We start from the raw sequence: 22762 nt of genomic DNA, 5'->3' as shown, positions 1-22762 counted from the left end.
AATGATTATTCATCAAACAATGCATCTAAATCCCGATAACCACTAACAACACGAACAATTTCAATTCCTTCTTCAATTTGACGATAGAAAATCAAATAATCATCTACAGGAAAACTGCGTAATGAACTTAAAAGTTGATCGCGCTTACGTCCCATACTAGGAAAATTAGCTAAATTACGACATTTGTGATTAATTTTCTTCAGTAAACGCTCAGCTGCATCAAAACTACTGTTGTCAGCAACATAATCCATAATGTTTTCAATATCCCGACTTGCAGGAACAGTAAATCTACAAATATTATTCATTCCCCAGCTTGTTGACGACGCTGTTGTAATTTCTGCTCTAGTTGACGAAAAACTACTTCTCCATCAATAACTTCCCCACGCTCGGAAGCTTCAACCCCAATAGCAATTTCCCGTTTCAATTCCTCGAATCTACCTTGATAAATCCTTTCTCTTTCTTTGAGCAATTTAATACCCGCAATAATCACTTCCTCTGTTGAAGCATATTTACCAGTTTCAACTTGACTTTGAATAAATTCCTCTAATTCAGGGGTTAAGGAGATACTCATAAATATTATTTGCCCTACTGTTTTTCTATATTCTTATTATAAGTAGCCAAGTAAGGTAAGATAACCGTTGAATCCAGTATCAATAACAAAATCCACAGAAAAATCTGGCTGTGAAGGTAAACGGAAAGTTACTGGAATTGTTGCCTTACCCTGACTAATTCTTCCATTAATCATTCTACTGTACGATTCATCGGAGCATGACCAAAACTGACAGCTACATCATAACCGATTCGCATAGTAAATAATCTAGCCATTGGTTTCTTCTGCTTTAACTTTATTGCAGTTTCTATACCAGATTTGTCAATTCCATATTCGCCAGTTTCAGCATCAATCGTAATCATCTTGCCAATATTATCGCCATGTTCAACTTCTTGGCGAATACCATTTTCGTAAAATTGTTTAGCTCTGCGAGCGACTTCTTCTACTGTCCAAAAAAGTGATTGCATGATTACACCGCTAATTATTATTATGTATTTTTATTATAGTTAATTAATCTTCCATAAATAAACTTGCATCAACATGAAATAAACTACCTAATTCTTGAGCCTGTTGGGAAGTTATTTTTAAATTACTATTGATAACCTTATCAACATTTTCTATAGAACCAAAAACTTGTAAAAAACTATCCTTCGTCATATTCTGCGCTTCCATCAAATGTAAGAGCATTGAACTAGCTGTACCTTTAAGAATCGGGTAATTAACTTCTTCAAACTTTTCAATTAGCGTTATCAAAAGTTCTAAAAGGGTTTCCTCTTCCGGTGTTTTATTCGGACGATGCTCTAATTTTTCAGCCAAAGCTATAGCCTGTTCATTTTCTTCATCTGTAGTAATTATTTTTGGTTGATACTTCGCGAGTAATTCACCATAAGATTCGGGATTAAAAGTACGGGTCATTTTTCCATTTATCTTTATACTAATAAAATATCATTCTCCCAACAACTACCCACTAACCACTAACCACTAACAACTAACCACTATCAACTAACTCCCTTCCACCATGAATCTCGAATCTCTCCTCAAACTCAACCGTACAATTCGTGTAATTGGCTTTGACGATGCGCCATTTATTCGCGGTGCTGGACAAAAAGTCAATTTAGCGGGAATTATTTGTGGGGGAACTCGTTTTGAAGGAATGGTTTGGGGAGAATTACAACCAGATGGTTTTGACTCAACGGAAACGATTTGCAAAGTATTAATTGGCAGCAAATTTTTACCACAATTACATATAGTATTACTCGATGGAATTGGCTTTGGTGGATTTAACGTAGTTGACTTACCAACATTAGCCGAAAAACTCCAGCTTCCCTGTGTTGCTGTGATGCGTCGTCAACCCGATTTAGATGCAGTTATCGACGCGATGAGTCGTTTACCAAACTTAGAAAAACGCCAAGAATTATTAAAACGTGCCGGTACAATTTACGAATATTCGCCCTTTGTATTTCAAGTATGTGGTGAAGAGCCAGAAATCATTGCCAAAGTATTAGAAAAATTAACCGATTGCGGAAAAGTACCCGAAGCATTACGTTTAGCACATTTGATTTCTGCGGCTGTTATTAAAGGAGAAAGCGGAAGCTCTGCGTGAAATATAGCGGTTTTCATGCTTGTTAAAATACAAACAACCTCACCCTGTCCTTACGGACATCCCTCTCCTTATTAAGGAGAGGGAAAACTACTATGATTTTAGATTTAAACCCCTCTCCTTGTTAAGGAGAGGGGCAGGGGTGAGGTAACAAGGAGAGGAGCAGGGGTGAGGTTTTTCTTCAACTAACAAATCCCCCAACAACCTTCTCCAAACCCGATACAACCCGCGTTAACTTTTCATAATCAATCTTATCGGGAATATCCTGCAAAGTATGATAATGCTTATAACGAAAAGGCGCGGTATCAGTTACCATAATACCTTGATAACCTTGCTGCCAAAATGACCAATGATCTGACCATCCTATACCAGGAATTTGACCAAAAATCGCTACACCTTCTGATGGAAATTGTACTTGTTTGCGAAAATAATTAATAGTATTTTTCACCAGTTGACTAGAATTGATATCACCGATAAAAGCAATAAAATTACCTTGAGAAGGATAAATTAAATTCAGCGGAAATGGATATTTTTGACTTTCTTCTTCTTCTGAAAAATAACCCATAGTTTCCAAACTCAACATTGCCACAATATTTTCATTTCTTTCTTTGCAACCCTTCGCATAAACCAAACTACCCATATTTTCAGTCCAAAAATAAGGCGGTTCCTCATTTGTAAATTCCACAAATCGTAAAGTTTTATTTGGTTTTTTATCCGCAAATCTCCGCGCTAATTCCAACACCGCAGCAACACCGGAACCGTTATCATTAGCACCAGGGCTAGTAAAAGCTGTGTCGTAATGTCCGCCAACAATTACAATTTCATCGGGTTTCTCAACACCCTTGATTTCAACTTCTAAATTTGTAAAAGTCTGATTATTTATTTGATATTCTTGCTTATTAACTTTATAACCAGCTTGCTGAAAAGAAGATTCGAGAAAATCCTTAGCAGCATTGATATTTTCATAATTATTATAATTTCGCGCTCCGATTTCAACAGCTAACTTATTAATATCTTGTTGTAAATTCTCTTTAATTATTTTTTATTGAGCGGTTAAAGGAAGCAACTCACCACTATAGCTATTTCCCGGCATTTGAAAAGATGTAAACCACAGCCAGCCGATAACACCTAACAAAACAAACAGTAAAATACCAAGCCTTATCAAAGCAGCTTTACTAAAAGGTTTAAATTTACGCTTTCTTCTCATCCCAGTCATAGATTACACCCAAAACTTTAGTAAATAACTGCTGTCATAATAGACGTAAAATTCAAAACCTGAAAAAATGACAATTATTAGCTCAACTTCAACTAAAAAACAGTCTCAAATCTTCTACCCTAGCTCCGACGGTGAACCCGTGGCAGAAACCTACACCCACCTCTACGCTTTATTAACAACCCTCGAAGTACTGCGACAATATCTTATCGGACAACAAGCAACTGTTTTCGCAAATCAATTTTTGTATTACGCTCAAGGTTTCCCAAAATTGCGAGTAGCTCCCGATGTAATGGTAATTTTTGATGTTGCACCGGGAGGTAGAGATAATTATAAAGTTTGGGAAGAAGGTAAAGTTCCTTCAGTTATTTTTGAAATTACATCTAAAGGTACTCAAAACCAAGATGTAGAACATAAAAACAATCTTGTACGAACAATTAGAAGTACAAGAATATTGGCTTTTCGATCCTAAAGGTGAATGGATAAAAGAAAAATTGCGCGGTTATCGTTTGCAAGGAGAAAGTTACCAATTAATTACAGATAGCCGCAGCGAACCTTTAAAATTACGTTTAGCTATAGAAGATGAATTAATCGGTTTTTACCGCGAAGATACCGGAGAAAAATTATTAATTCCCGATGAATTAGCAACCAAGTTGAGCGAAGAAACCCAGCGTGCAAATGAAGCTGAAGCGCTTTTGGCTCGTTATCACGAACGTTTTGGGGATTTGAACGAATAATTATGTAGCCCACGCAGGTGGGCTTTGTAAATGTAGCCCCACCCTTCAAGGGTGAGGGCTAATAAGCTGTATAATTCTAAAACTCCGCATTCTCCGGAGTACGCGGAAACGGAATCACATCGCGAATATTCGCCATTCCCGTCATAAACTGCACCAATCTTTCAAAACCCAATCCAAAACCAGCATGAGGTACGGTACCGTAACGACGTAAATCCATGTACCACCATAAATCTTCTGGTTTCATTCCTTGAGCTTTAATCCGACGTTCCAACACATCATACCTTTCTTCACGTTGGGAACCACCGATAATTTCGCCTATTTTCGGTGCTAAAACATCCATTGCGGCAACGGTTTTCTCATCATCGCTCAACCGCATATAAAAAGCTTTAATTTCTGTCGGATAATCGCTAACAATAACCGGCTTCTTAAAAAGTTGTTCGCACAGATAGCGCTCGTGTTCCGATTGTAAATCTAAGCCCCAATTTACCGGATATTCAAACTTTGCATCGGCTTTTTCCAAAAGTTTGACGGCTTCAGTATAAGTAATTCGCTCAAATTTATTATTAATAATATTCTCTGCGGTTTCCAATACTGTCTTATCAACTCGCAGATTGAAAAAATCCATATCTTCGGGACATTTTTCCATCACATATTTGAAGACATATCTGAGAAACTCTTCAGCTAAATCCATGTCTTCTTTAAGTTCGCAGAAAGCCATTTCCGGCTCAACCATCCAAAATTCTGCAAGGTGACGCGAAGTATTGGAATTTTCCGCACGGAAGGTAGGACCAAAAGTATAGACGTTACCAAACGTCATCGCCATAATTTCGGCTTCTAACTGCCCGCTAACGGTTAAATATGTCGGTCTACCAAAGAAGTCTTGACTATAGTCTATCTGTTTATCTTCCGTTTGGGGAATATTCTTTAAATCTAAATTGGTAACGCTAAAAAGTTCGCCAGCACCCTCACAGTCGCTAGCGGTAATAATTGGCGTATGTGCCCACAAGAAGCCGCGCTGCTGGAAAAATTCATGTATCGCCGCAGCACAAGCATTACGCACCCGGAAAACCGCACCCAAGGAATTAGTACGGCTGCGTAAATGTCCAATTGTTCTGAGAAACTCGAAAGAATGCCGTTTCTTCTGTAGCGGATAAGTTTCTGGATCTGCTTCACCATAAACTTTTACCGCTTCCGATTTTAATTCAATCCGCTGTCCTTTGCCTTGAGACTCAACCAGTATTCCCGATGCCTCTACAGACGCACCTGTATTTAATTGTTTTAAAATATTCTCATAATCTGGTAAATCTTGGTTTAGCACAACTTGCAAATTAGCCAAAGATGAACCATCATTAACTTCAATAAAAGCAAACCCTTTTAACTCGCGCTTTGTTCTAACCCAACCTTGCACCTTTACTGTCTCCGATGGTTGAGCGCTCCGCAATATTTCTGCAATCCGTCTTTCTATCATATATTTATCTTCCAAGAATAAAAATTTAGTGCTGTTGGTTGTTAGTTGTTAGTGGATAGTTGTTTATATCTCAATTGCTAACTCCTAACTCCCGTACAGACGTAGCACTGCGCCCCGTCTCTACAACTAACTAACAACAGACTTTAATAACCAGCCTATGATAACGCCCAATCCACCAAAACGGACTACTTGCCAAAACAAGTCTTTTAAACCGCTTTTGGTAAATATAACGCTACCACCAAACAGCACTAAATAACTTTCGGAAAACAATCCTAAAGCATTATCTAAATTTTCTAACTGCTCTTTGATTTGCTTCAACTCCGCTTTTAACGATCGCGAAGTGGTTTGCTGCATTTCCTTTTTAATTTCGTCGAAACGCCGCACCAGTTCAATCTGGCGCTGTTTATCGGCAAGCATCTGAGCGTAGCGCTGTTTTAACCCATCAAGGCTTTGCTCAACTGATAATATTTCTTGTTGCAATTCTTGTTCGAGATTTTCCTCACCTGAATCTGAGGAAGTTTGTTTGGGCGACTCCATGAGCAACGTATTACAGTAAAAGAGAACGTTATTACCACCATGCAGGTTATGTCTCAATCCAGCCAACTGCCTAAAACTAGTCAATTGCAAGAAATAAGTACAGTAGAACTAGCTCAAGCTCTATTGGAGAGATTGAGTATATCTCCTAACGATTGGCATCGCCTCAAGTCTAACCGCAAAGTTCGCGCTTGCGAACAAACAGCAGCTGCCCTGGTATTTCTTCTTTCCGAACAGCCCGAAGAAGCTCAAACCCGGTTAGAACAAGCCACAGGATGGTTAAATCGTTCTATAAGTGCCCCACCTTGTCCAACCCACGGGCAAAAAAAAGACGGTTAGTTATTAGTTGTTAGCTGTTAGTGGTTAGTTGATAGTTGTTTTTAAACACCTAACTTCTAACTCTTAACTTCTAACTTCTAATTCCTAACTCTTAACTAAAAACCTTAACTCTTAACTAAAAACTAATTCCGTAATAAAGAAGGTATAGGTATTCTTGAGCGTCTATGCTCCAACTGTTTGCACAAGCGTAATTCCGTACCTCTACGGTTCCATTCCACCTGGTCAAAAATTAGGTGCAGTATCGATAAACCGCGACCATTTTCTGATTCATCAGGTGGCAAAAATTCGGTGGGATCTTCTTCACAATCGCATTCAGGGATAAACCCTTTACCTTGATCTGATATTACCCACCAATAGCTATCATCAATTAGTGAAAAACGAACTACAACTTTTTTCCCAGGATCGAGATTATTACCGTGCTTCGCTGCATTGACTAACGCCTCTTGAAGCCCCAGTCTCAACTCAGCCTGCATTTCTCCTGGAATTTCTGCCAAAAGCAAATCTAAAATCGGGCAGAGATATAGAGTTGAGGCAAAACTAATCGTGCCCCAATTACGTCCTACCGGACGAAGTGAAATGGTAATCACAAGAGAAACCCCGTAGCTTTCGGCGACTGCTATACATGACTTTTGCTATCTACCACGCACCCTAAAATTCAGTTGAGGTAGTCATGTTGCCTTAATTTTTCTGTCCGTACAATTAATTTTTGTATGCTACTTAGCATTGACTCTTTTTATCAAATAAAAGTTGCTGAAATTAAAATCGACCGATCTTTTTTTTAACTACAAACCGTTACAAACTAAAAATTTACTTGAAGCATGAATGAGTATTTTAATACTCGTAAAACTGAGCAGATTTGTAATTTAAACAACTTTTTCTTTGTTTTTTTGAGTCCGCTATAGCGTCAATTTCTTTATACAAAAGGTATTCTATGTTTAGATTAATTCAATTTTAGCATTTTTACTATACGCTAGACTACAATTTTTAAATTTGACCCGATAATTAGACTAAGTACCTTGACGGGCATTTGATCGCACAAGAAATGCTGCAACTTCCACATGAGCAGTCTGAGGAAAAAAATCAGCCGGTTGTACTCGCGACAATGTGTATAAACCATCTTGACAAAGTTGCTGTAAGTCGCGAGCAAGTGTTGCAGCTTTACAACTTACGTAAACAATACGAGCTGGTTTTACTTTGCGTAAAGTTTCGATTACAGTGCGATCGCATCCTTTTCTCGGAGGGTCAAGTATAACAATATCTGGTTTCGTAGATATCCGAGACAGTAATTCTTCTACCTTTCCCGAATGGAAGGCAACATTAGTTATGTGATTATACTGAGCATTAATTTCTGCTCTAGCGACAGATGATTGTTGTATCTCCAAACCAATAGCAAGATGTACTTGTTGTGCAAGCGGCAATGTTAAAGTCCCAATACCACAATAAGCGTCAACTAATATTTCATTACCTTGTAAATTTAATTCGGATTGGATTTCGTACAATAATGCTTCTGCTGTTTCAGTATTTACTTGGAAGAATGTATCCGGACTTATTTGAAATTTTAAAGAAGCAAATTTTTCTTCTAAGTAATCCCTCCCAGCGATCGTTCGATTTTCTTTACCAAAAATCGCATTAGTGCGAGATTCATTCCGGTTTAACATCACTCCTACTAATGGGGGATATCGGTCTAACCACTCTTGTGCTTTCTCGTCAATTCCTGGTAAGTTCCATTCCTTTACTATCAAAGTCAGCAAAATTTCCCCAGTACGCCGACCAATACGCAAACCAAGATGGCGTATGATTCCGGTATGGTTACGTTCGTTATAAATTTGCCATCCCTCTGATTGGATATCTTGTTTAATTTCCGAGAGAATCGGGTTTAACCGCGAATCCTGTACCGGACATTGATTCAGGTTGACTATTTGATGAGAAGATTTTTGGTAGTAACCAGCTATAACTCCCCCGGTAGAAGATATCCCCACCGGGTAAGTCGCTTTATTGCGATAATCTAATGATTTACCCGCAGTTATTACCGGATCGACTTGCGGTTGTGTGAAACCACCGATACGTTCCAAAGCTTGAATCACAGCTTTACGTTTAGCTTCGAGTTGGTACTCATAACTGATATGCTGCCACTGACAGCCGCCACATTTATCAGCCACAATGCAAGCTGGTTTAATCCGATCGGGTGATGATTGTAATAATTCTTTAACTTTGCCCTTTGCATACTTTGGCTTCACACTTATTAAACGGATCTGGGCGCGATCGCCAGGTACGGTATCCGGTACAAACACCACCAATTCACCGATTCTAGCCACACCATCACCCGTATCGCTCAAGTCTGTAATTACAGCCTCAACCAAATCACCCTGTTTCCACTTTGTTCTAGTCATCATCTATCAATTATCAATTATCAATTATCAATTATGAGTTATCAGTTAATATCCCCCCATCCCCCCATCTCCCCATCCCCCCATCTCCCCATCTCCCCATCCCCCCATCTCCCCATCCCCCCATCTCTTCACTTCTGGGTACTTGAATCGGTAAACTATCAGTAATAATAAAAAAAGCACTTTCTTTTACAAGTCATGACTGTAGTAAGCCAAGTTATTCTCCAATCTGACGACGAGCTGCGTTATCCCAGCAGCGGCGAACTTAGAAATATCCAAGACTATTTGAAAACCGGCGAACAAAGGGTGCGAATCGTAAGTACCCTAACTGAAAATGAAAAAAAGATAGTTGAACAAGCTACTAAGACACTTTGGCAGAAGCGCCCTGACTTTATTGCTCCAGGGGGTAATGCTTACGGACAGCGCGAACGTGCGCTATGCGTCCGCGATTATGGTTGGTACTTACGCTTAGTCACCTACGGAATACTCGCAGGTGATAAAGAACCTATTGAAAAAATTGGTTTGATTGGCGTTAAGGAAATGTACAACTCTTTAGGAGTCCCCGTACCCGGAATGGTAGAAGCGATCAAAGGACTAAAAGAAGCTTCTATTAATCTATTAAGTGCTGAAGATGCACAGCAAGCTGCTCCTTACTTCGATTTCATCATTCAATCCATGTCTTAATTCGGCTGTAATTGAGCTTGGTTTTCCTTTATTACCCGTCATATCCAATAAAACCCAATACTAAGGGATTAATAAGCAAAAATCGTTTTTGATGGGATATTGGAAAAACCTGTAACTAAAATACGAATTTAACGGCGAATCTATAATAATTCCGTCCTTAAATTCATCTTCCCCACACTTGATAGTGGCTGCGGCAGAATCTCTGTCAAGTTACCAACAAGTCGTGGGGAAACTTATTTCAGTTACCAGTTAGGGGTTAGGAATTGAAAATTCTACCTTATCTCCCCATCTACCCCCTCTCCCAATGCCCAATGCCCAATGCTTAATTCCCAATATATATAATAATAAATACAAAAAGCCGACAGTCCTTTGCTCAAGGCTGTCGGCTATTAGTGTGTTCCCTATTAATGACTCGGCTAGAGTTCAGTTATATATAATTATGCTCCTAGCTCTGTTGTTAGAAGAGGATCTCAATCATGAATGGTTGTGATTCTCGTCACAACTAACCTGCATATAAGCTGTATCTAATTTATTTTTTTTGGCAAAAAAAACATATCAGCAAAATATAGGATAAAAGGTAGTCTGAATTACAAATAACGGTGGCTTGAAAAATAATTGAAAAATCAAAAAATAGCGATCGCGAAGGGATAATCAAAAAAGATTCAATTTGTAGGGTATATCAGTATAATTGAAAATAATAAAAATTTCATCCTAAAGACAGTTGTGGTATCTGCCGCCGAAGGTGTCAATCCGCTTATAGAGCTTTCATAACCGATAAAATATACTGTGTCTGTGGAAAAATCATAGTTTTATGTTTATTGCCGAAAGATAATAAAGTCTCTATACAATTAAGATTGATTACAGCAGCAAAAATCATTAGGTCGAGGTAGATTTTACCTAACTCCTGTACGATTTAAAATCAAACGAGTCAAAAGAGAAAAATATTGCATTCATTTAAAGAGCAATTCAAATTAAGCGCAGTTATGACATACGATTACGATTTATTTATAATGGGTGCTGGTTCTGCTGGTGCGGCTGCTGCTTCAAAAGCCGCTTCTTTGGGCTTACGTGTAGCTGTAGCCGAAGAAGAAGCCCTTGGTGGAACTTGTTTGAATCGCGGTTGCATTCCTAAAAAGCTGATTGTCTACGCGGCTGACTTCGCGCTACAGAATAAAATTGCAGTTGATTATGGTTGGAGTAAAAGCTCATCGCATTTCAATTGGACGCAGTTTATCAGTTCGGTACACAAGCAAATAGATCGCATTAATAGTTCGTATCAAGAAAAATTTAAGGAAAATGGCATTACTTTACTGCGAGGGCACGCTACCTTCGTTGATGCTCACACTATTAAAGTCGATGAAATCGAGGTAACAGCAGATAAGATTTTAATCGCTGTAGGGGCACGTCCTTTTATCCCGGATATCCCCGGTATCGAATACGGGATCACTTCCCGCGAAATGTTTCATTTACCCTATTTGCCCAAACGTTTGGCAATAATCGGTGGTGGTTACATCGGCGTAGAATTTGCTAGCATGATGAATGCTTTAGGTTGTCGCGTCACTGTTGTTGATACAAGTGAAACGATTCTAGAAGGGTTTGATGACGATATTCGTAAAAGTCTTCAAGAAAGTTTGTCTAAACGAGGAATTAAATTTATCAGCAACAGCAAGGCGACGGAAATTAAACATTACGAAGAAGGCTTACTGTTAACTGTAAATGGTAAGTTCAAAAAAACCATCGCCGCCGATACTATTTTAGTTGCTACCGGACGCGCTCCGAATACTGAAAAGCTCGATCTAGATAATGCCCAAGTTGAAATGACCGAAAAAGGCACAATCAAAGTAGACGAATATAGTCGTACCAATCAGGAAAATATTTTTGCCGTCGGAGATTGCACCGATCGCTTGCAGTTAACACCTGTAGCAAAAAAAGAAGCTGTTGCTGTTGTCAATACAGTTTTCGCGAACAAATCCCAAACGGTAAACTACGGGCAGGTACCTTGTGCTGTTTTTGCTCGTCCGGAAATGGCAAGTATAGGTATGACCGAAAATCAAGCACGTTCTGAATTTGGCGATTCGGTAAAATGTTATAACGATCAATTTGTGCCACTAATGTATCAACTGGCTTCAACTGACGAGCAGGCAATAATTAAAGTAGTAGTTGAAGGTGAATCCGAAAGAGTTATCGGAATTCATATGCTAGGCGAACACGCAGCCGATATCGTTCAATGTCTTGGTGTTGCGTTTCGTAAAGGTATGACTAAAGATGATTTAGATGAGGCGATCGCCATTCATCCAACTACCGCAGAAGAATTTTTAACATTGGATTAAATTAAGAAGAAAATTTACGCGCTTGCTTGAATGTTGAAAAGTAAATTAGTGTGGAATATAGGAGCATCTTTTCGGACAACCGCGCTTATTTGAACCTATACTAACGGCGGTTTAATTTTTGCAAAGAACACGCTTAAAACTATGACTTACGACTACGACCTATTTGTAATTGGTGCTGGTTCCGGAGGCTTAGCAGCTTCCAAACGCGCCGCAAGCTACGGAGCAAAAGTGGCGATCGCCGAATACGATCTGGTGGGCGGAACCTGTGTTATTCGCGGCTGCGTTCCCAAAAAACTCATGGTGTATGCTTCTCACTTCCCTTCGTTATTTGAAAGCGCGGGTGGCTATGGTTGGAAAGTAGGTGATGCTGAGTTGGACTGGGAAAAGTTCATCACATCTATAGATAATGAAGTACGAAGGCTATCCGCGCTGCATATAAACTTCTTGGAAAGAGCCGGAGTAGAGTTAATTCAAAGTCGCGCCAGCTTAGTTGATGAGCATACTATAGAAGTTGATGGACGCAAAGTTACTGCGGATAAAATTTTGATTGCGGTTGGAGGAACGCCTTCTCTACCAAATATACCGGGGATAGAGTATGGTATTACCTCTAATGATATTTTCCACCTCAAAGAACAGCCCAAGCATATAACTATTATCGGCGCTGGATACATAGGTACGGAATTCGCCTGTATTATGCGCGGTTTGGGTTGCGAAGTCACCCAAATTATGCGCGGCGACATGATTTTGAAAGATTTTGATCAAGATATCCGTACCGGGATTCAGGAAGGAATGATCAACCACGGTATTCGGATAATTAAAAATACTGTAATTACATCTGTAGAAAAGCTATCCGAGGGCTTAGGCTTAAAGTTAAACTTATCTGGAGAACAGCAAGAACCCATAAATACCGATGTGTTATTAGTGGCTACGGGTCGCGCTCCCAATGTGAAAGGATTGGGTTTAGACAAAGCTGGAGTTAAGATAGTACCTAGCACTGTTGAAGGGCATGGATACGGCATTATGAATGCCATTATTGTTGACGAATACAGTCAAACAAACATTCCACATATCTTTGCTGTAGGTGATGTTACTGACAGAATTAACTTAACTCCTGTGGCAATTGGTGAAGGCAGAGCTTTTGCTGATAGCGAATATGGTGATATAAGACGTGTTTTCAGCCATGAAGATGTTGCTACAGCTGTATTTACCCAACCAGAAGCCGCCACGGTAGGTTTAACGGAAGCAGAAGCGAACGAAAAATTTGGTTCGGACAAAATAAAAATTTATCGCACTCGTTTCCGTCCCATGTTCTACACCTTGCCGCAACAGGAAGAAAGAACAATGATGAAATTAATTGTGCATAGTGAAACCGACAAAGTTTTAGGCGCTCATATGGTAGGAGACTATGCAGCTGAGATAGTTCAAGGCGTAGCTATAGCTGTAAAAATGGGCGCTACTAAGAAAGACTTTGACGCTACTGTTGGTATTCATCCCTCAGCAGCAGAAGAATTCGTTACGATGCGGTAATCAGTTAGCAGTTAGCAGTTATTAATTATTAATTATTAATTATCAATATAATTCGATAATCGATTGTAAATAAATTAGGAAAAAACTCAGAAATGAAAATTTTAAGTGCTTCCAAGCCTGTCATATGGTGTATTTCCTTATAAGTCGGGTTAACTAAGGTTTACGAAAAGCCTCCTTAAAGGAGATTTTAATATCTGAAGCACTATATTTATTATTGTGACTGCGTAATTCCTTTCATTGATAATTGATGATCCACACCCTGAGCCGCACCTTGCGGTGAACGGGTGAAAATTGTTAACTGATAACTGTTCACTGCTCACTGCTCACTGACAAATTGCACTACATCTACCTTCATGGCTTTGCTTCGAGTCCTAATTCTAGTAAAGCTAAGTACATACTCGAACGTTTTGCTCAAAATCAAATAAAACTGGAAATTCCCGATTTAAATTGTGATGATTTTTATCACCTCACAATTACACGCCAGCTTAAACAAATAGCCTTACTTTTAGAACATAAGAACGTAACTATTATTGGTTCTAGCTTAGGAGGCTTAACGGCAGCCCACATAGCAGAAAAATTCTTACAGGTAAAACGTTTGGTTTTACTCGCGCCAGCCTTTGGTTTTTTATCGCATTGGCTGCCTAATTTAGGTACGGAAGTTATACAGCGCTGGCAGCAAGAAGGATATTTGATGGTTCATCACTACGGCGAAAAACGGGAACTACCTCTAAGTTATGATTTTCTGACTGACGCAACTCAATATCAGGAAAGATTTTTGCAACGTCCGATTCCTACACTTATTTTGCACGGAGAGCATGACGAAGTGATTCCCATCGAAGCCAGCCGAGATTTTGCTCAAAAACGTTCTTGGGTAGAATTAATCGAACTTAATAGCAATCATGCTTTAGATAATATGATGATGGAAATCTGGCAGAGCATTCAAGGTTTTTGTCAGATATCCAAAACTTAACTGAAGTGCTGCAATTAAAATTGGCAAAAATACCGTAATTTCAGCTACCTTTTAATGATAAAATAATGAAAATTATACATATTAGGTATGCAAATTGAGTGATTCTTACATTAGGTTATTTAGACTTAATGCAAGAAAAATACGTTTGTAATTAAAAAAATCTAAAATCTAAAATCTAAAATCTAAAATTAATATGCTTCCTTTCCTCCGCAGTGATTTAGTAGAATTAGCAGCTTATAAGCAGCAGCTTGGGATTTATGACGCTTCTCCAGTCACCAATGCACCAACACAGTTAGATAAACTTGATACCAATGAAAGCCCCTATGATTTACCCCCTGAGTTAAAAGAAAAATTGGTTTGGACTTATAAAGAGTTAATCGAAACCAATCGTTATCCAGATGGGGGACATTCTTTACTCAGACAATCAATTAGTGAATACGTTAACGAGTCAGCGAATCTTTCTTCCAACGTTCTTGTAAGTAACAATATTTCTCTGGGCAATGGTTCGGATGAACTAATTCGTTCAATCTTAATCGCTACCTGTTTGGGAGGGAACGGTTCGGTACTTGTGGCTCAACCGACTTTCTCAATGTATGGAATTTTGGCGCAAGCTTTAGGTATTCCTGTAGTAACAATACCGAGAAATCCTGAAGAAAATTTTGAGATGGATTTGAACGCAGCCTCGAAAGCGTTAGAAACCAATCGCGAACAACCTATTAGAACAGTTTTTGTTGTTCACCCGAATTCTCCTACGGCTAATTCCTTAACGGCAGCAGAATTGACGTGGTTAAGAAGTTTGCCAGAACATATTTTAGTAGTAATTGATGAAGCTTATTTTGAATTTAGTCAAGCTACTGTTGCCTCGGAATTATCACAACATCCAAATTGGGTGATATTACGGACATTCTCTAAAGGTTTTCGTTTGGCTGCAATGCGCGTAGGTTACTCTATTGCTCATCCGGAACTAATTGCTATTTTAGAAAAAGTCCGTTTACCATATAATCTTCCAAGTTTTTCAATCGCAGCTGCATTAATAGCCGTACAAAATCGCTCGCTTTTATTAGAGTCTGTTTCTCAAACCTTAAGCGAACGTTCTAAATTACTCGAAAATTTATCTCAATATTCACAATTACAAATATCTGAAAGTGCCGCTAACTTTATTTTTCTACGGCTCAAAGCACAAGATGAAAAACAAATAAATAATTCTTTAACAAATCTTCATAAAGAATTGAAAGATTCTGGCACTTTGGTACGGCTCACTGGTGGGGGATTGCGAATTACTGTAGGTTCCCCCTCAGAAAATGTCCGTACTTTAGAGCGGTTTGAAAAGGGCTATAAAAAACTTGAATTAAAAACTTGAATTAAAATCTTAAATTAAAATCTTAAATTAGAACCAGCGATTGAGGCAGCTTTTGTTAACTTAGAGTATCTATTTCATTACCCAAACGGCGTACCATTGCTACAGTCTGTGGCAAAACTCCCACTAACATTGCAAATGCTTTATCCGGTAACTGACTTACTACTTCTGGTGGAAAATATTGTTCAAACTGATCGAGAATTCTTTGGATCCGCTGCTGCGGTACTGGATTTTCAGTAATTTGCTTGATTAGCCTAATCCACTGCCTTCGTATTAAATAAGACTTTTGGCGGTCTTCAGAGGAACTAGTTGTCAATAACATAGACGAAATATTCCCAATCGGGAGTACGTGAACGCAATCGCGATCGTAATCGCCACCGACAGCGGCTCCCGGTCCGGCAAACTCTGCATGATAGGCTTTAAAAAGTATTAGCCCATTTCGTCTACGACTATTGACCATAAAAACCTTTCCACTATGCAGCTTTGTCAGTAGATCCGAGCCATAAGATTGCTCAACTCCATCTGGCATCACAAGATAGTCGAGGAAACAAGTGTCAGGATAATAAGTTGATACCATAGCAGTTTGATAGCGTTGGTGCTTTTCGCTATCCATCTTTTCTAAAAAATTTAAACAAGAAAGGAACTTATTTGAACTTAAACAAACAATTGGCGATTAAATCAATGAATAAAGCTTTAGTTTTGCTATTATCTAAAGTTTTATTGTTCGGCTGAACTAAATTCAAATTAAATTAATTAGATTAACCGATTGAGTAACCATATTTTATGTGATTTAGCTGGATTTGTCTTCCAGTACAGGAATGTTTACTTAAAGTTTCTATAAAGATAGGTATTTTATATACAAAGTTCATGTAAAACATTAATCAATTTTAAGTGTAATTTTACTGAATTGTTCATAATACTTAATTTGAGATGCTTGCGCTATCTAAGTTTTTATATAAATACAAAACTATGACGGCGTTTTATCAGCGGAGTCTCTAATTCAATATTATATGCTGCTAAACATCTCTACAAAAATTAGCTTACTACAACTAGAACCGCAATATTTTAAAGAAAAGATAAAAAAAATCAAGGATTTGCTAAAGTTGTTGTGACCTTATATTTTTACATTGCTCCTAAATGGTTCGTAGACTATATAAATAGGAACTTTTTTAGTGAATTGCTTAGAAATTTGTTGTGCAGATAGCTTTTTAATAAATCTGACGACACCTATGTGAACTGAGGGAACTAACCCTATTCAAGAAAAATATTTTTCTTGAAAAAAATATAAATAAATGTAACCAATATCTAAAAAATAACTATGAAATGTTTCTGAGATCGAACATCTATTCAGCTAGCTATATTAGTTAAGAAAATGGCATAACATCAATTGAATACTTAGTCAAGTTATAAATTTAAGTTTTTAGAAGTATTCTGTGTAGGTTGGATATTAATTATTTAACTGTCTAAAAGATGTTTATAAAGTAGGATTTGTCGCGAGCGTCTAAAGAAAAATGTATTCCAATTCGAGTCAATCTGGTGCATACGGTATCCTAATTTAAAATAAAGTTGTCGTGCTTGATGGTTATTTTCCAAAACATGGAGATATAAATCTTTAAATCCCCACTCGGCGGCAACTTTTTCACAGCTAGTTAATAACGCACGAGCTGCTCCTTGCCTTCGGTATTGAGGATGTACGGCTAAATTAGATAAATAAGCAAAACTTTTTCGAGTGCCCGTGTAAGTCCAAGCATCGCCCAAGCGCACGCTCAATTCTACAGTCGCAACTAAACTTAAATTTGCTCCATCGCTAGTATCAACAGCTACTAAACACACGTGATGAGGTGCCTCTACCGCCAAACGATGTCTTAAGTCTTCGTAAATGCCCAAACGCAATAACGGAAAAGCCCATCCCCATATACCGTGACGGGAGTGAAAACTTTCGGCGATAATTTGGGCAACATCAGCTAAATCAGCAGCGGTACACAGACGAATTTGGAACCCAGAGGTAATGGGGTTAGTGGCTACCGCAATTGGCTTTTGATGAGATGGAAGAGAAAACGAAGGAGTCAAGGCTGTAATGGTGTTTAAGTTATTCATTGATGCAGGTGAGTTAAATATCGTAAAACACTATCGTCTTTAGATGAAAACTCTAATTTAAAAACGTGCAAAAAATGTGCAAATTGGAGCGTCGCATAAAGTGTCTTTTTACATAAAGATTTAGACAAGAATCATAATAAATAGATGAAAAAATTGCAAATACAGGAATTTTTACAGATTACTATCCTTGCTCCACTTGATATATAAGTCCATCAAATCGTTTAATTCTTACCTTTGTCGGAAGATTTCGAGATTATAACTTTTAGCTCATTAGCTCAAACTATCCGGAAAATATGGATTAAAAGTAGGTACACAGATAATTAAACTAGTTTTTTTCCTACTATAGGGATAACTATAGTGCATTCTCAAGCCTTAATTATGTTCGGCAATACCTACATTTCCCTCTCAATTGATTTTGTATGACACAACGATCGATTTTGGACTGCTGACAGACGTTCTTTTACCCTCCTGACTATTGATAGTAACAACTTCTTTCTCAAATACCGCACTTTTTACGTTAAGCAATGCAACTAAATTATTCTCAAGGGGGTATTCATAGGGATCAAGTTTCCAATCAAGAGCTTTTTGCGGCACAATATCGCGAATAAACATTTTAATCCATGTTTTATGCCTTTTGCTTCCTAACAATCGATATGAATCGTGCCGGGATTGGTTACGAGTAAGCTTTTAACTTTTACGGAGGACGAAAACTTCGGGCTATAAAAAATTTTTTGTACACCCGGTGGAAGCTAGGTGTCTAATTGTTACATTGAGTGCTTAATAGAATACAAGCGGCTACTGGGGTTGTTAGACTGGCAATAAATAAACTGGCTGTAGTAAAGTCTGGCACCTGCATACGCAATTACTGGATAATTTACAAGTAATTCATATAAGCCAGCAGTATTTCTTTTATAACTGAAAGGGGGTAATTTAAACGCTGACTATCATTTTCTTGACATACATACTTGTGATTAAATTTATACTTAATAAATCTGTTTACGGTACTATATTGAGACTTTATATCCAGATATACACTATTAATGCAGTACTTATCAATACATTAAAATGCCGCCAATCCCGTAATATTACTGTTTAAACGACCCTTGAAATCAATAAAAATTGCTTTCTCGATGTTAGTGTTGGTGCTAAGTCGGGAAAACTAATAAAACAGATGCTGGACGGATGAATTCAATCAGCGTTGTTAAATGTACGTCTAATTCAAAAATTATCGCTGGGGGTGAAGAAAAATTTGGCTACAAGATATCGATTATTAAAAACTAATCTTTAAAACTAAAAGTGAGTATGAAACGCATTGGGGTGCAAAAATTCGCTCTTAATGGCGATCGGCACCTCTTTAGCTTCGGCTTCGGAGTTTACTACGAAGAAAGTAAGCTTAAAACAAGCACGATTGCCGATTTGAGTTGTAATGTTGTGCCCTTATATCGAATGTTAAAACATTCTTACCCAATTAAATTGTTTATCCGACTGCCGTTACTCTTTGGAAGCGGTGCATGAAATCCCAATTAAAGAGAAAGCCAAAAATACTGGTTGTTGATGACGAACCCGACAACCTCGATTTGCTATACCGTACCTTTTATCGCGAATATAAGGTGCTACGAGCTACAAGTGGTCCAGATGCATTGGAATTGTTGGCAAAAGAAGGAGATATATCAGTAATTATCTCCGATCAGCGAATGCCAATGATGAGCGGTACAGAATTCTTGAGCCTGACAGCGACTAAGTACCCGGATATTATCCGGATTATCTTAACTGGCTACACTGATGTCGAAGACTTGGTGGAAGCCATAAACGCTGGTAAGGTTTTCAAATATGTAACTAAGCCGTGGGAAGCAGAAGAACTTAAAGCTGTAGTGCGTCAAGCTTTAGATACTCACAATGTTCTCAAAGCACGTACCTATGAACTAACCCGTACATTACGTCAAGAATCGCTGCTCAACTCTTTAACTAATACCATTCGCGGCGCTTTAGATTATCGGCAAATTCTACAAGCTATTGTCGATAATGTTGGTCAGATGTTGGAAGTTGATGTATGTCTTTTACGTCCCTTTCAAAATGGACATTTAGTTGATGAAGGTTTTATTTTTCAAAAAAATCTTCATTCGGGAGAATCAAGCAGCGAACTAAAGCATAAAGATGAAGTTGTTGAATCAAATTTTCAAGCTGACTCAGCCGAACTTTTAGCCCATACGGTATGGGAAACCCGCGAAGTTCAAGTAATTTCTGATGCAACAACAGATGAGCGGGTTCAAGGAAATACTTCCGAACAAAGTAACCGCTCTCAAGTTTATGAAGATGCTCGAATTTGCTCTACTTTAGTAGTGCCGTTAATTTGTCAGCAAGAATTGATGGCAGTTTTGGCATTACACCAGTCAGGAGAATCCCGTGATTGGGAGGAAGATGACGTGCAGTTGGTAGTGATGGTAGCAAATCAGGCCGCATTAGCTTTATCTCAAGCTCGCGCTTACGAGCAGGTACACGCTCTTGCTCAACGTGAAGCATTAATTAATACAATTACTAGCGCCATCCGTTCTAGCCTAGATCCCCAAGAAATCTTTGCTGCTATTACCGAACAACTGGGACAAGCTTTACAGGTAGATGGCTGCGTTTTATCTTTATGGACTGCCGAAGATGAATTTGTTGAGTGTGTTGGTTTGTACGATAGTTCTCAAGTAGAGGTTGGCAGTAACTCTAACTCAAACCGTAAAGTAAAACCCAGCCCTCATCAATTACCGCAGTCTTTGGCACCTCTGACGGGAAATCAAATACTGCAAAAAATCTTGCAAACTCAGGAGCCGGTAATTATTACCGATCTTAAGGATTACTCTGCCCAAGTAAAAGGTTTTGATTTACCTTTAAAAATGGCTACTCGTTCGTTGATGGTAGTTCCATTACTTGCCGATGGAAAAATTATTGGCAGTATTAGCTTAAGACAAAGTAGAAAAGAACGGCATTGGCTAAAACCGGAAGTAGAGTTAGCTGCATCTGTCGCAGTTCAAGCAGCCCTTGCAGTTCAACAGTCTCGGCTTTATCAAAAAACTCGCCAACAAGCGGAACGTTTGCTGGAATTAGATAAACAAAAAACTGAATTTTTTCAGAATATTTCCCACGAATTTCGCACCCCAATAACTTTAATTCAAGGTCCTTTGGAGTCTGCTGTGAGCGCGGGTGAGGGATTATCTCACGAACAAAGTACCATTGCTTTGCGTAATTCGAGGCGTTTGTTGCGACTGGTAAATCAATTATTGGATTTGCAGCGTTTGGATGCTGGGAGAATGCAGCCTAGTTTTCGCAAGTGCGATTTAGTTGAATTTGTCAGTCAAATTGTTGAGTCTTTCCGTCCATACTGCGAGAAAAAAGAATTAAATCTGGTAACAGAACTAGATGAATGTCCTGCGGTTTATTTAGATATGGAAAAATTCGATAAGGTGGTTTACAACCTGCTATCGAATGCCATGAAGTTTACTCCTCAAAACGGTAATATTACTGTTAGATTGCAGTACACTGGTTCGGATTGTATTTTACAAGTAGAAGATACTGGAATCGGTATTGCCAAAGAACAAATTCCCTACTTATTTGAACGTTTTCGTCAAGCTGAAGGTTCAGAAAATCGTTCTTATGAAGGAACGGGTTTAGGCTTGGCTTTGGTTAAAGAGTTGGTGGAAGTTCACGGAGGTACAGTTACTGTCGATTCTATTTATGAAAGCGGCACCAATTTTACCATATCTCTTCCTTCAGGAAGCGCTCACTTAAATGCTTCCCAAGTCGTAGAAACGGAAAGTAAAGTTAATCTCAGTCGTGCTGCTGTGGAGTTAGCCGATTTAGAATTAATAGAATCAACTGATAGTCATATTGATAATTTTGAAAAAATTCCCCAGGAATTGTTGTCGGCAAGTGTTAATTCTCCCTCTGAAAAAGTTATAAATTCCAAAACTGGAAAAGGACAATTAATCTTAGTTGTAGATGACAATCCCGATATGCGAGCTTATGTATCTAGTATTCTTCGCGCAAACGGTTATCAAGTACAAACAGCCCGAAACGGTTCGGAAGGTTTTCATATAGCGAAAGAATTGTTACCCAATTTGATTGTCACCGACTTAATGATGCCTGTAGTCACCGGATTAGAGATGATTCGGATGATACGCTCGGAGGAGACGCTCAAAGGAATACCAATCATTCTGCTGACTGCAAAAGTTGATGAAGACACTCGCATTGAAGGAACCGAACGTGGTGCCGATGCTTATTTAGCTAAACCATTTAATGATAGGGAACTTTTGGCAGAAGCACGAAATCTCTTAGCTTTAAAAGAAAACGAACGCAAAGTTCTGGAATTAAATATTTATTTAACAGAATCAGTACTTCAGCGATTTTTACCTCCTGTTTTAGTCAAAAAAGCACAGCAAGGCGAATTAGTTCTAGATTTGCGGCCGGAACCCCGTTTAATTACAGTTTTATTTAGCGATATCGTTGGTTTTACTCAATTATCCAATACTTTAAGGTCGCGGAAAGTTGCAGAATTGCTTAATGAATACTTAGAAGCTATGACAAAGGCTGTATTTGATAACGGCGGCACCGTAGATAAATTTATGGGAGATGCTATTTTGGCTTTATATGGAGCGCCAGAAGAACTTACACCTAACGAACAGGTGCGCAGAGCCGTCAATACTTCTAGAGCAATGTTACGCGGTCTTTCTGAGTTAAACGAACGTTGGCGATCGCAAGGTATTTTTGATACCGACGGACGTAGTGGACTTCAGTTTCGCTGCGGTATTCATCAAGGTACGGCAGTTGTAGGAATGTTTGGTAGTTCCGAACGTGCCGATTATACTGCGATTGGTCCTTCTGTAAATATTGCTTCTCGATTGCAAGGTGCTGCCGAGCCAGGTACTATTCTTGGTATCCCCTCAAAATTTCGGGGTAGGGATTATTGAGGCATCCATGAGCAACCAAA

At 38.6% G+C, this 22762-nt stretch carries 22 protein-coding genes and 1 pseudogene; 9 read left to right on the top strand and 14 right to left on the bottom strand.

Annotated elements, in window-relative coordinates; translation table 11 throughout:
• Nucleotides 1–5 precede the first annotated feature (5 nt).
• Genes ACM03V_RS24065 through ACM03V_RS24045 form a run of 5 tightly spaced genes read right to left on the bottom strand, consistent with a single transcriptional unit; the run spans nt 6 to nt 1465 of the window.
• On the bottom strand, nt 6–305 hold the full coding sequence (locus ACM03V_RS24065; RefSeq protein WP_414623328.1) for a type II toxin-antitoxin system RelE/ParE family toxin: 300 nt from the start codon (nt 303–305) through the stop codon (nt 6–8).
• Nucleotides 302–571 (bottom strand): type II toxin-antitoxin system ParD family antitoxin, encoded by a 270-nt coding sequence (locus ACM03V_RS24060; RefSeq protein WP_414623327.1) that lies wholly within the window; start codon nt 569–571, stop codon nt 302–304. The genes ACM03V_RS24065 and ACM03V_RS24060 overlap by 4 nt, the downstream gene beginning before the upstream one ends.
• Nucleotides 572–607: 36 nt before the next feature.
• Nucleotides 608–745, bottom strand: coding sequence for a hypothetical protein (locus ACM03V_RS24055; RefSeq protein WP_414623326.1), 138 nt, complete (start codon nt 743–745; stop codon nt 608–610).
• Complete coding sequence (locus ACM03V_RS24050) at nt 742–1017, bottom strand: hypothetical protein (RefSeq protein ID WP_414623325.1); 276 nt, start codon at nt 1015–1017, stop codon at nt 742–744. Before ACM03V_RS24050 ends, ACM03V_RS24055 begins: the two co-directional genes overlap by 4 nt.
• A gap of 43 nt (nt 1018–1060) precedes the next feature.
• Complete coding sequence (locus ACM03V_RS24045) at nt 1061–1465, bottom strand: helix-turn-helix domain-containing protein (protein ID WP_414623324.1); 405 nt, start codon at nt 1463–1465, stop codon at nt 1061–1063.
• Between the two features lie 103 nt (nt 1466–1568).
• Here ACM03V_RS24045 and ACM03V_RS24040 point away from each other — a divergent pair, with 103 nt between their 5' ends.
• Nucleotides 1569–2153 (top strand): DUF99 family protein, encoded by a 585-nt coding sequence (locus tag ACM03V_RS24040; protein WP_414623323.1) that lies wholly within the window; start codon nt 1569–1571, stop codon nt 2151–2153.
• A 178-nt stretch (nt 2154–2331) separates the two neighbouring features.
• Here the strand turns inward: ACM03V_RS24040 and ACM03V_RS24035 are convergent, their stop codons facing one another.
• A complete protein-coding gene (locus tag ACM03V_RS24035; RefSeq protein ID WP_414623385.1) occupies nt 2332–3033 on the bottom strand; it encodes a M28 family peptidase in 702 nt (233 codons plus the stop codon).
• A gap of 159 nt (nt 3034–3192) precedes the next feature.
• The gene (locus ACM03V_RS24030; protein WP_414623322.1) at nt 3193–3366 is read right to left on the bottom strand and encodes a hypothetical protein; all 174 of its coding nucleotides are present in this window, start codon (nt 3364–3366) and stop codon (nt 3193–3195) included.
• A gap of 67 nt (nt 3367–3433) precedes the next feature.
• On the opposite strand from ACM03V_RS24030, the pseudogene ACM03V_RS24025 reads away from it, so the two are divergent.
• Nucleotides 3434–4100: pseudogene (locus tag ACM03V_RS24025) on the top strand (Uma2 family endonuclease).
• Nucleotides 4101–4176: 76 nt separating this feature from the next.
• Here ACM03V_RS24025 and asnS read toward each other — a convergent pair.
• Together asnS and ACM03V_RS24015 are read right to left on the bottom strand one after the other, a co-directional pair.
• Nucleotides 4177–5568, bottom strand: coding sequence for an asparagine--tRNA ligase (gene asnS / locus ACM03V_RS24020; protein WP_414623321.1), 1392 nt, complete (start codon nt 5566–5568; stop codon nt 4177–4179).
• Between the two features lie 126 nt (nt 5569–5694).
• Nucleotides 5695–6105 (bottom strand): hypothetical protein, encoded by a 411-nt coding sequence (locus tag ACM03V_RS24015; protein WP_414623320.1) that lies wholly within the window; start codon nt 6103–6105, stop codon nt 5695–5697.
• A gap of 48 nt (nt 6106–6153) precedes the next feature.
• Between ACM03V_RS24015 and ACM03V_RS24010 the strand changes: the two genes are divergently transcribed.
• Nucleotides 6154–6441 (top strand): DUF6439 family protein, encoded by a 288-nt coding sequence (locus ACM03V_RS24010; RefSeq protein ID WP_414623319.1) that lies wholly within the window; start codon nt 6154–6156, stop codon nt 6439–6441.
• Nucleotides 6442–6563: 122 nt separating this feature from the next.
• On the opposite strand, the gene ACM03V_RS24005 is transcribed toward ACM03V_RS24010, so the two are convergent.
• Nucleotides 6564–7028, bottom strand: a complete 465-nt coding sequence (locus ACM03V_RS24005; RefSeq protein WP_414623318.1) for an ATP-binding protein — start codon at nt 7026–7028, stop codon at nt 6564–6566.
• Between the two features lie 420 nt (nt 7029–7448).
• On the bottom strand, nt 7449–8831 hold the full coding sequence (rlmD, locus tag ACM03V_RS24000; protein WP_414623384.1) for a 23S rRNA (uracil(1939)-C(5))-methyltransferase RlmD: 1383 nt from the start codon (nt 8829–8831) through the stop codon (nt 7449–7451).
• 195 nt (nt 8832–9026) lie between these two features.
• Between rlmD and ACM03V_RS23995 the strand changes: the two genes are divergently transcribed.
• From ACM03V_RS23995 to ACM03V_RS23975, 5 genes are all read left to right on the top strand, one after another.
• Nucleotides 9027–9512, top strand: a complete 486-nt coding sequence (locus ACM03V_RS23995; RefSeq protein ID WP_414623317.1) for an allophycocyanin — start codon at nt 9027–9029, stop codon at nt 9510–9512.
• A 983-nt stretch (nt 9513–10495) separates the two neighbouring features.
• Nucleotides 10496–11842, top strand: coding sequence for a glutathione-disulfide reductase (gene gorA, locus ACM03V_RS23990; RefSeq protein WP_414623316.1), 1347 nt, complete (start codon nt 10496–10498; stop codon nt 11840–11842).
• A gap of 141 nt (nt 11843–11983) precedes the next feature.
• Nucleotides 11984–13369, top strand: a complete 1386-nt coding sequence (gene gor, locus ACM03V_RS23985) for a glutathione-disulfide reductase (RefSeq protein WP_414623315.1) — start codon at nt 11984–11986, stop codon at nt 13367–13369.
• A 334-nt stretch (nt 13370–13703) separates the two neighbouring features.
• Nucleotides 13704–14339 (top strand): YqiA/YcfP family alpha/beta fold hydrolase, encoded by a 636-nt coding sequence (locus ACM03V_RS23980; RefSeq protein WP_414623314.1) that lies wholly within the window; start codon nt 13704–13706, stop codon nt 14337–14339.
• A 193-nt stretch (nt 14340–14532) separates the two neighbouring features.
• A complete protein-coding gene (locus ACM03V_RS23975; protein ID WP_414623313.1) occupies nt 14533–15699 on the top strand; it encodes a histidinol-phosphate transaminase in 1167 nt (388 codons plus the stop codon).
• Nucleotides 15700–15754: 55 nt separating this feature from the next.
• On the opposite strand, the gene ACM03V_RS23970 is transcribed toward ACM03V_RS23975, so the two are convergent.
• From ACM03V_RS23970 to ACM03V_RS23960, 3 genes are all read right to left on the bottom strand, one after another.
• Nucleotides 15755–16309 (bottom strand): hypothetical protein, encoded by a 555-nt coding sequence (locus ACM03V_RS23970; RefSeq protein WP_414623312.1) that lies wholly within the window; start codon nt 16307–16309, stop codon nt 15755–15757.
• An 842-nt stretch (nt 16310–17151) separates the two neighbouring features.
• Nucleotides 17152–17793: an N-acetyltransferase family protein gene (locus tag ACM03V_RS23965; protein WP_414623311.1), complete on the bottom strand. Its 642-nt coding sequence runs from the start codon at nt 17791–17793 to the stop codon at nt 17152–17154.
• A gap of 405 nt (nt 17794–18198) precedes the next feature.
• A complete protein-coding gene (locus ACM03V_RS23960; protein ID WP_414623310.1) occupies nt 18199–18405 on the bottom strand; it encodes a hypothetical protein in 207 nt (68 codons plus the stop codon).
• Nucleotides 18406–19304: 899 nt separating this feature from the next.
• Here ACM03V_RS23960 and ACM03V_RS23955 point away from each other — a divergent pair.
• Nucleotides 19305–22742, top strand: a complete 3438-nt coding sequence (locus ACM03V_RS23955; protein ID WP_414623309.1) for a response regulator — start codon at nt 19305–19307, stop codon at nt 22740–22742.
• The last annotated feature ends 20 nt before the right edge of the window (nt 22743–22762 follow it).

Source organism: Calothrix sp. CCY 0018, assembly GCF_963920925.1.
Classification (GTDB): domain Bacteria; phylum Cyanobacteriota; class Cyanobacteriia; order Cyanobacteriales; family Nostocaceae; genus Rivularia.
Note: the sequence above shows the minus strand (reverse complement) of the source record. Positions and strands in the feature narration are given on the sequence as shown.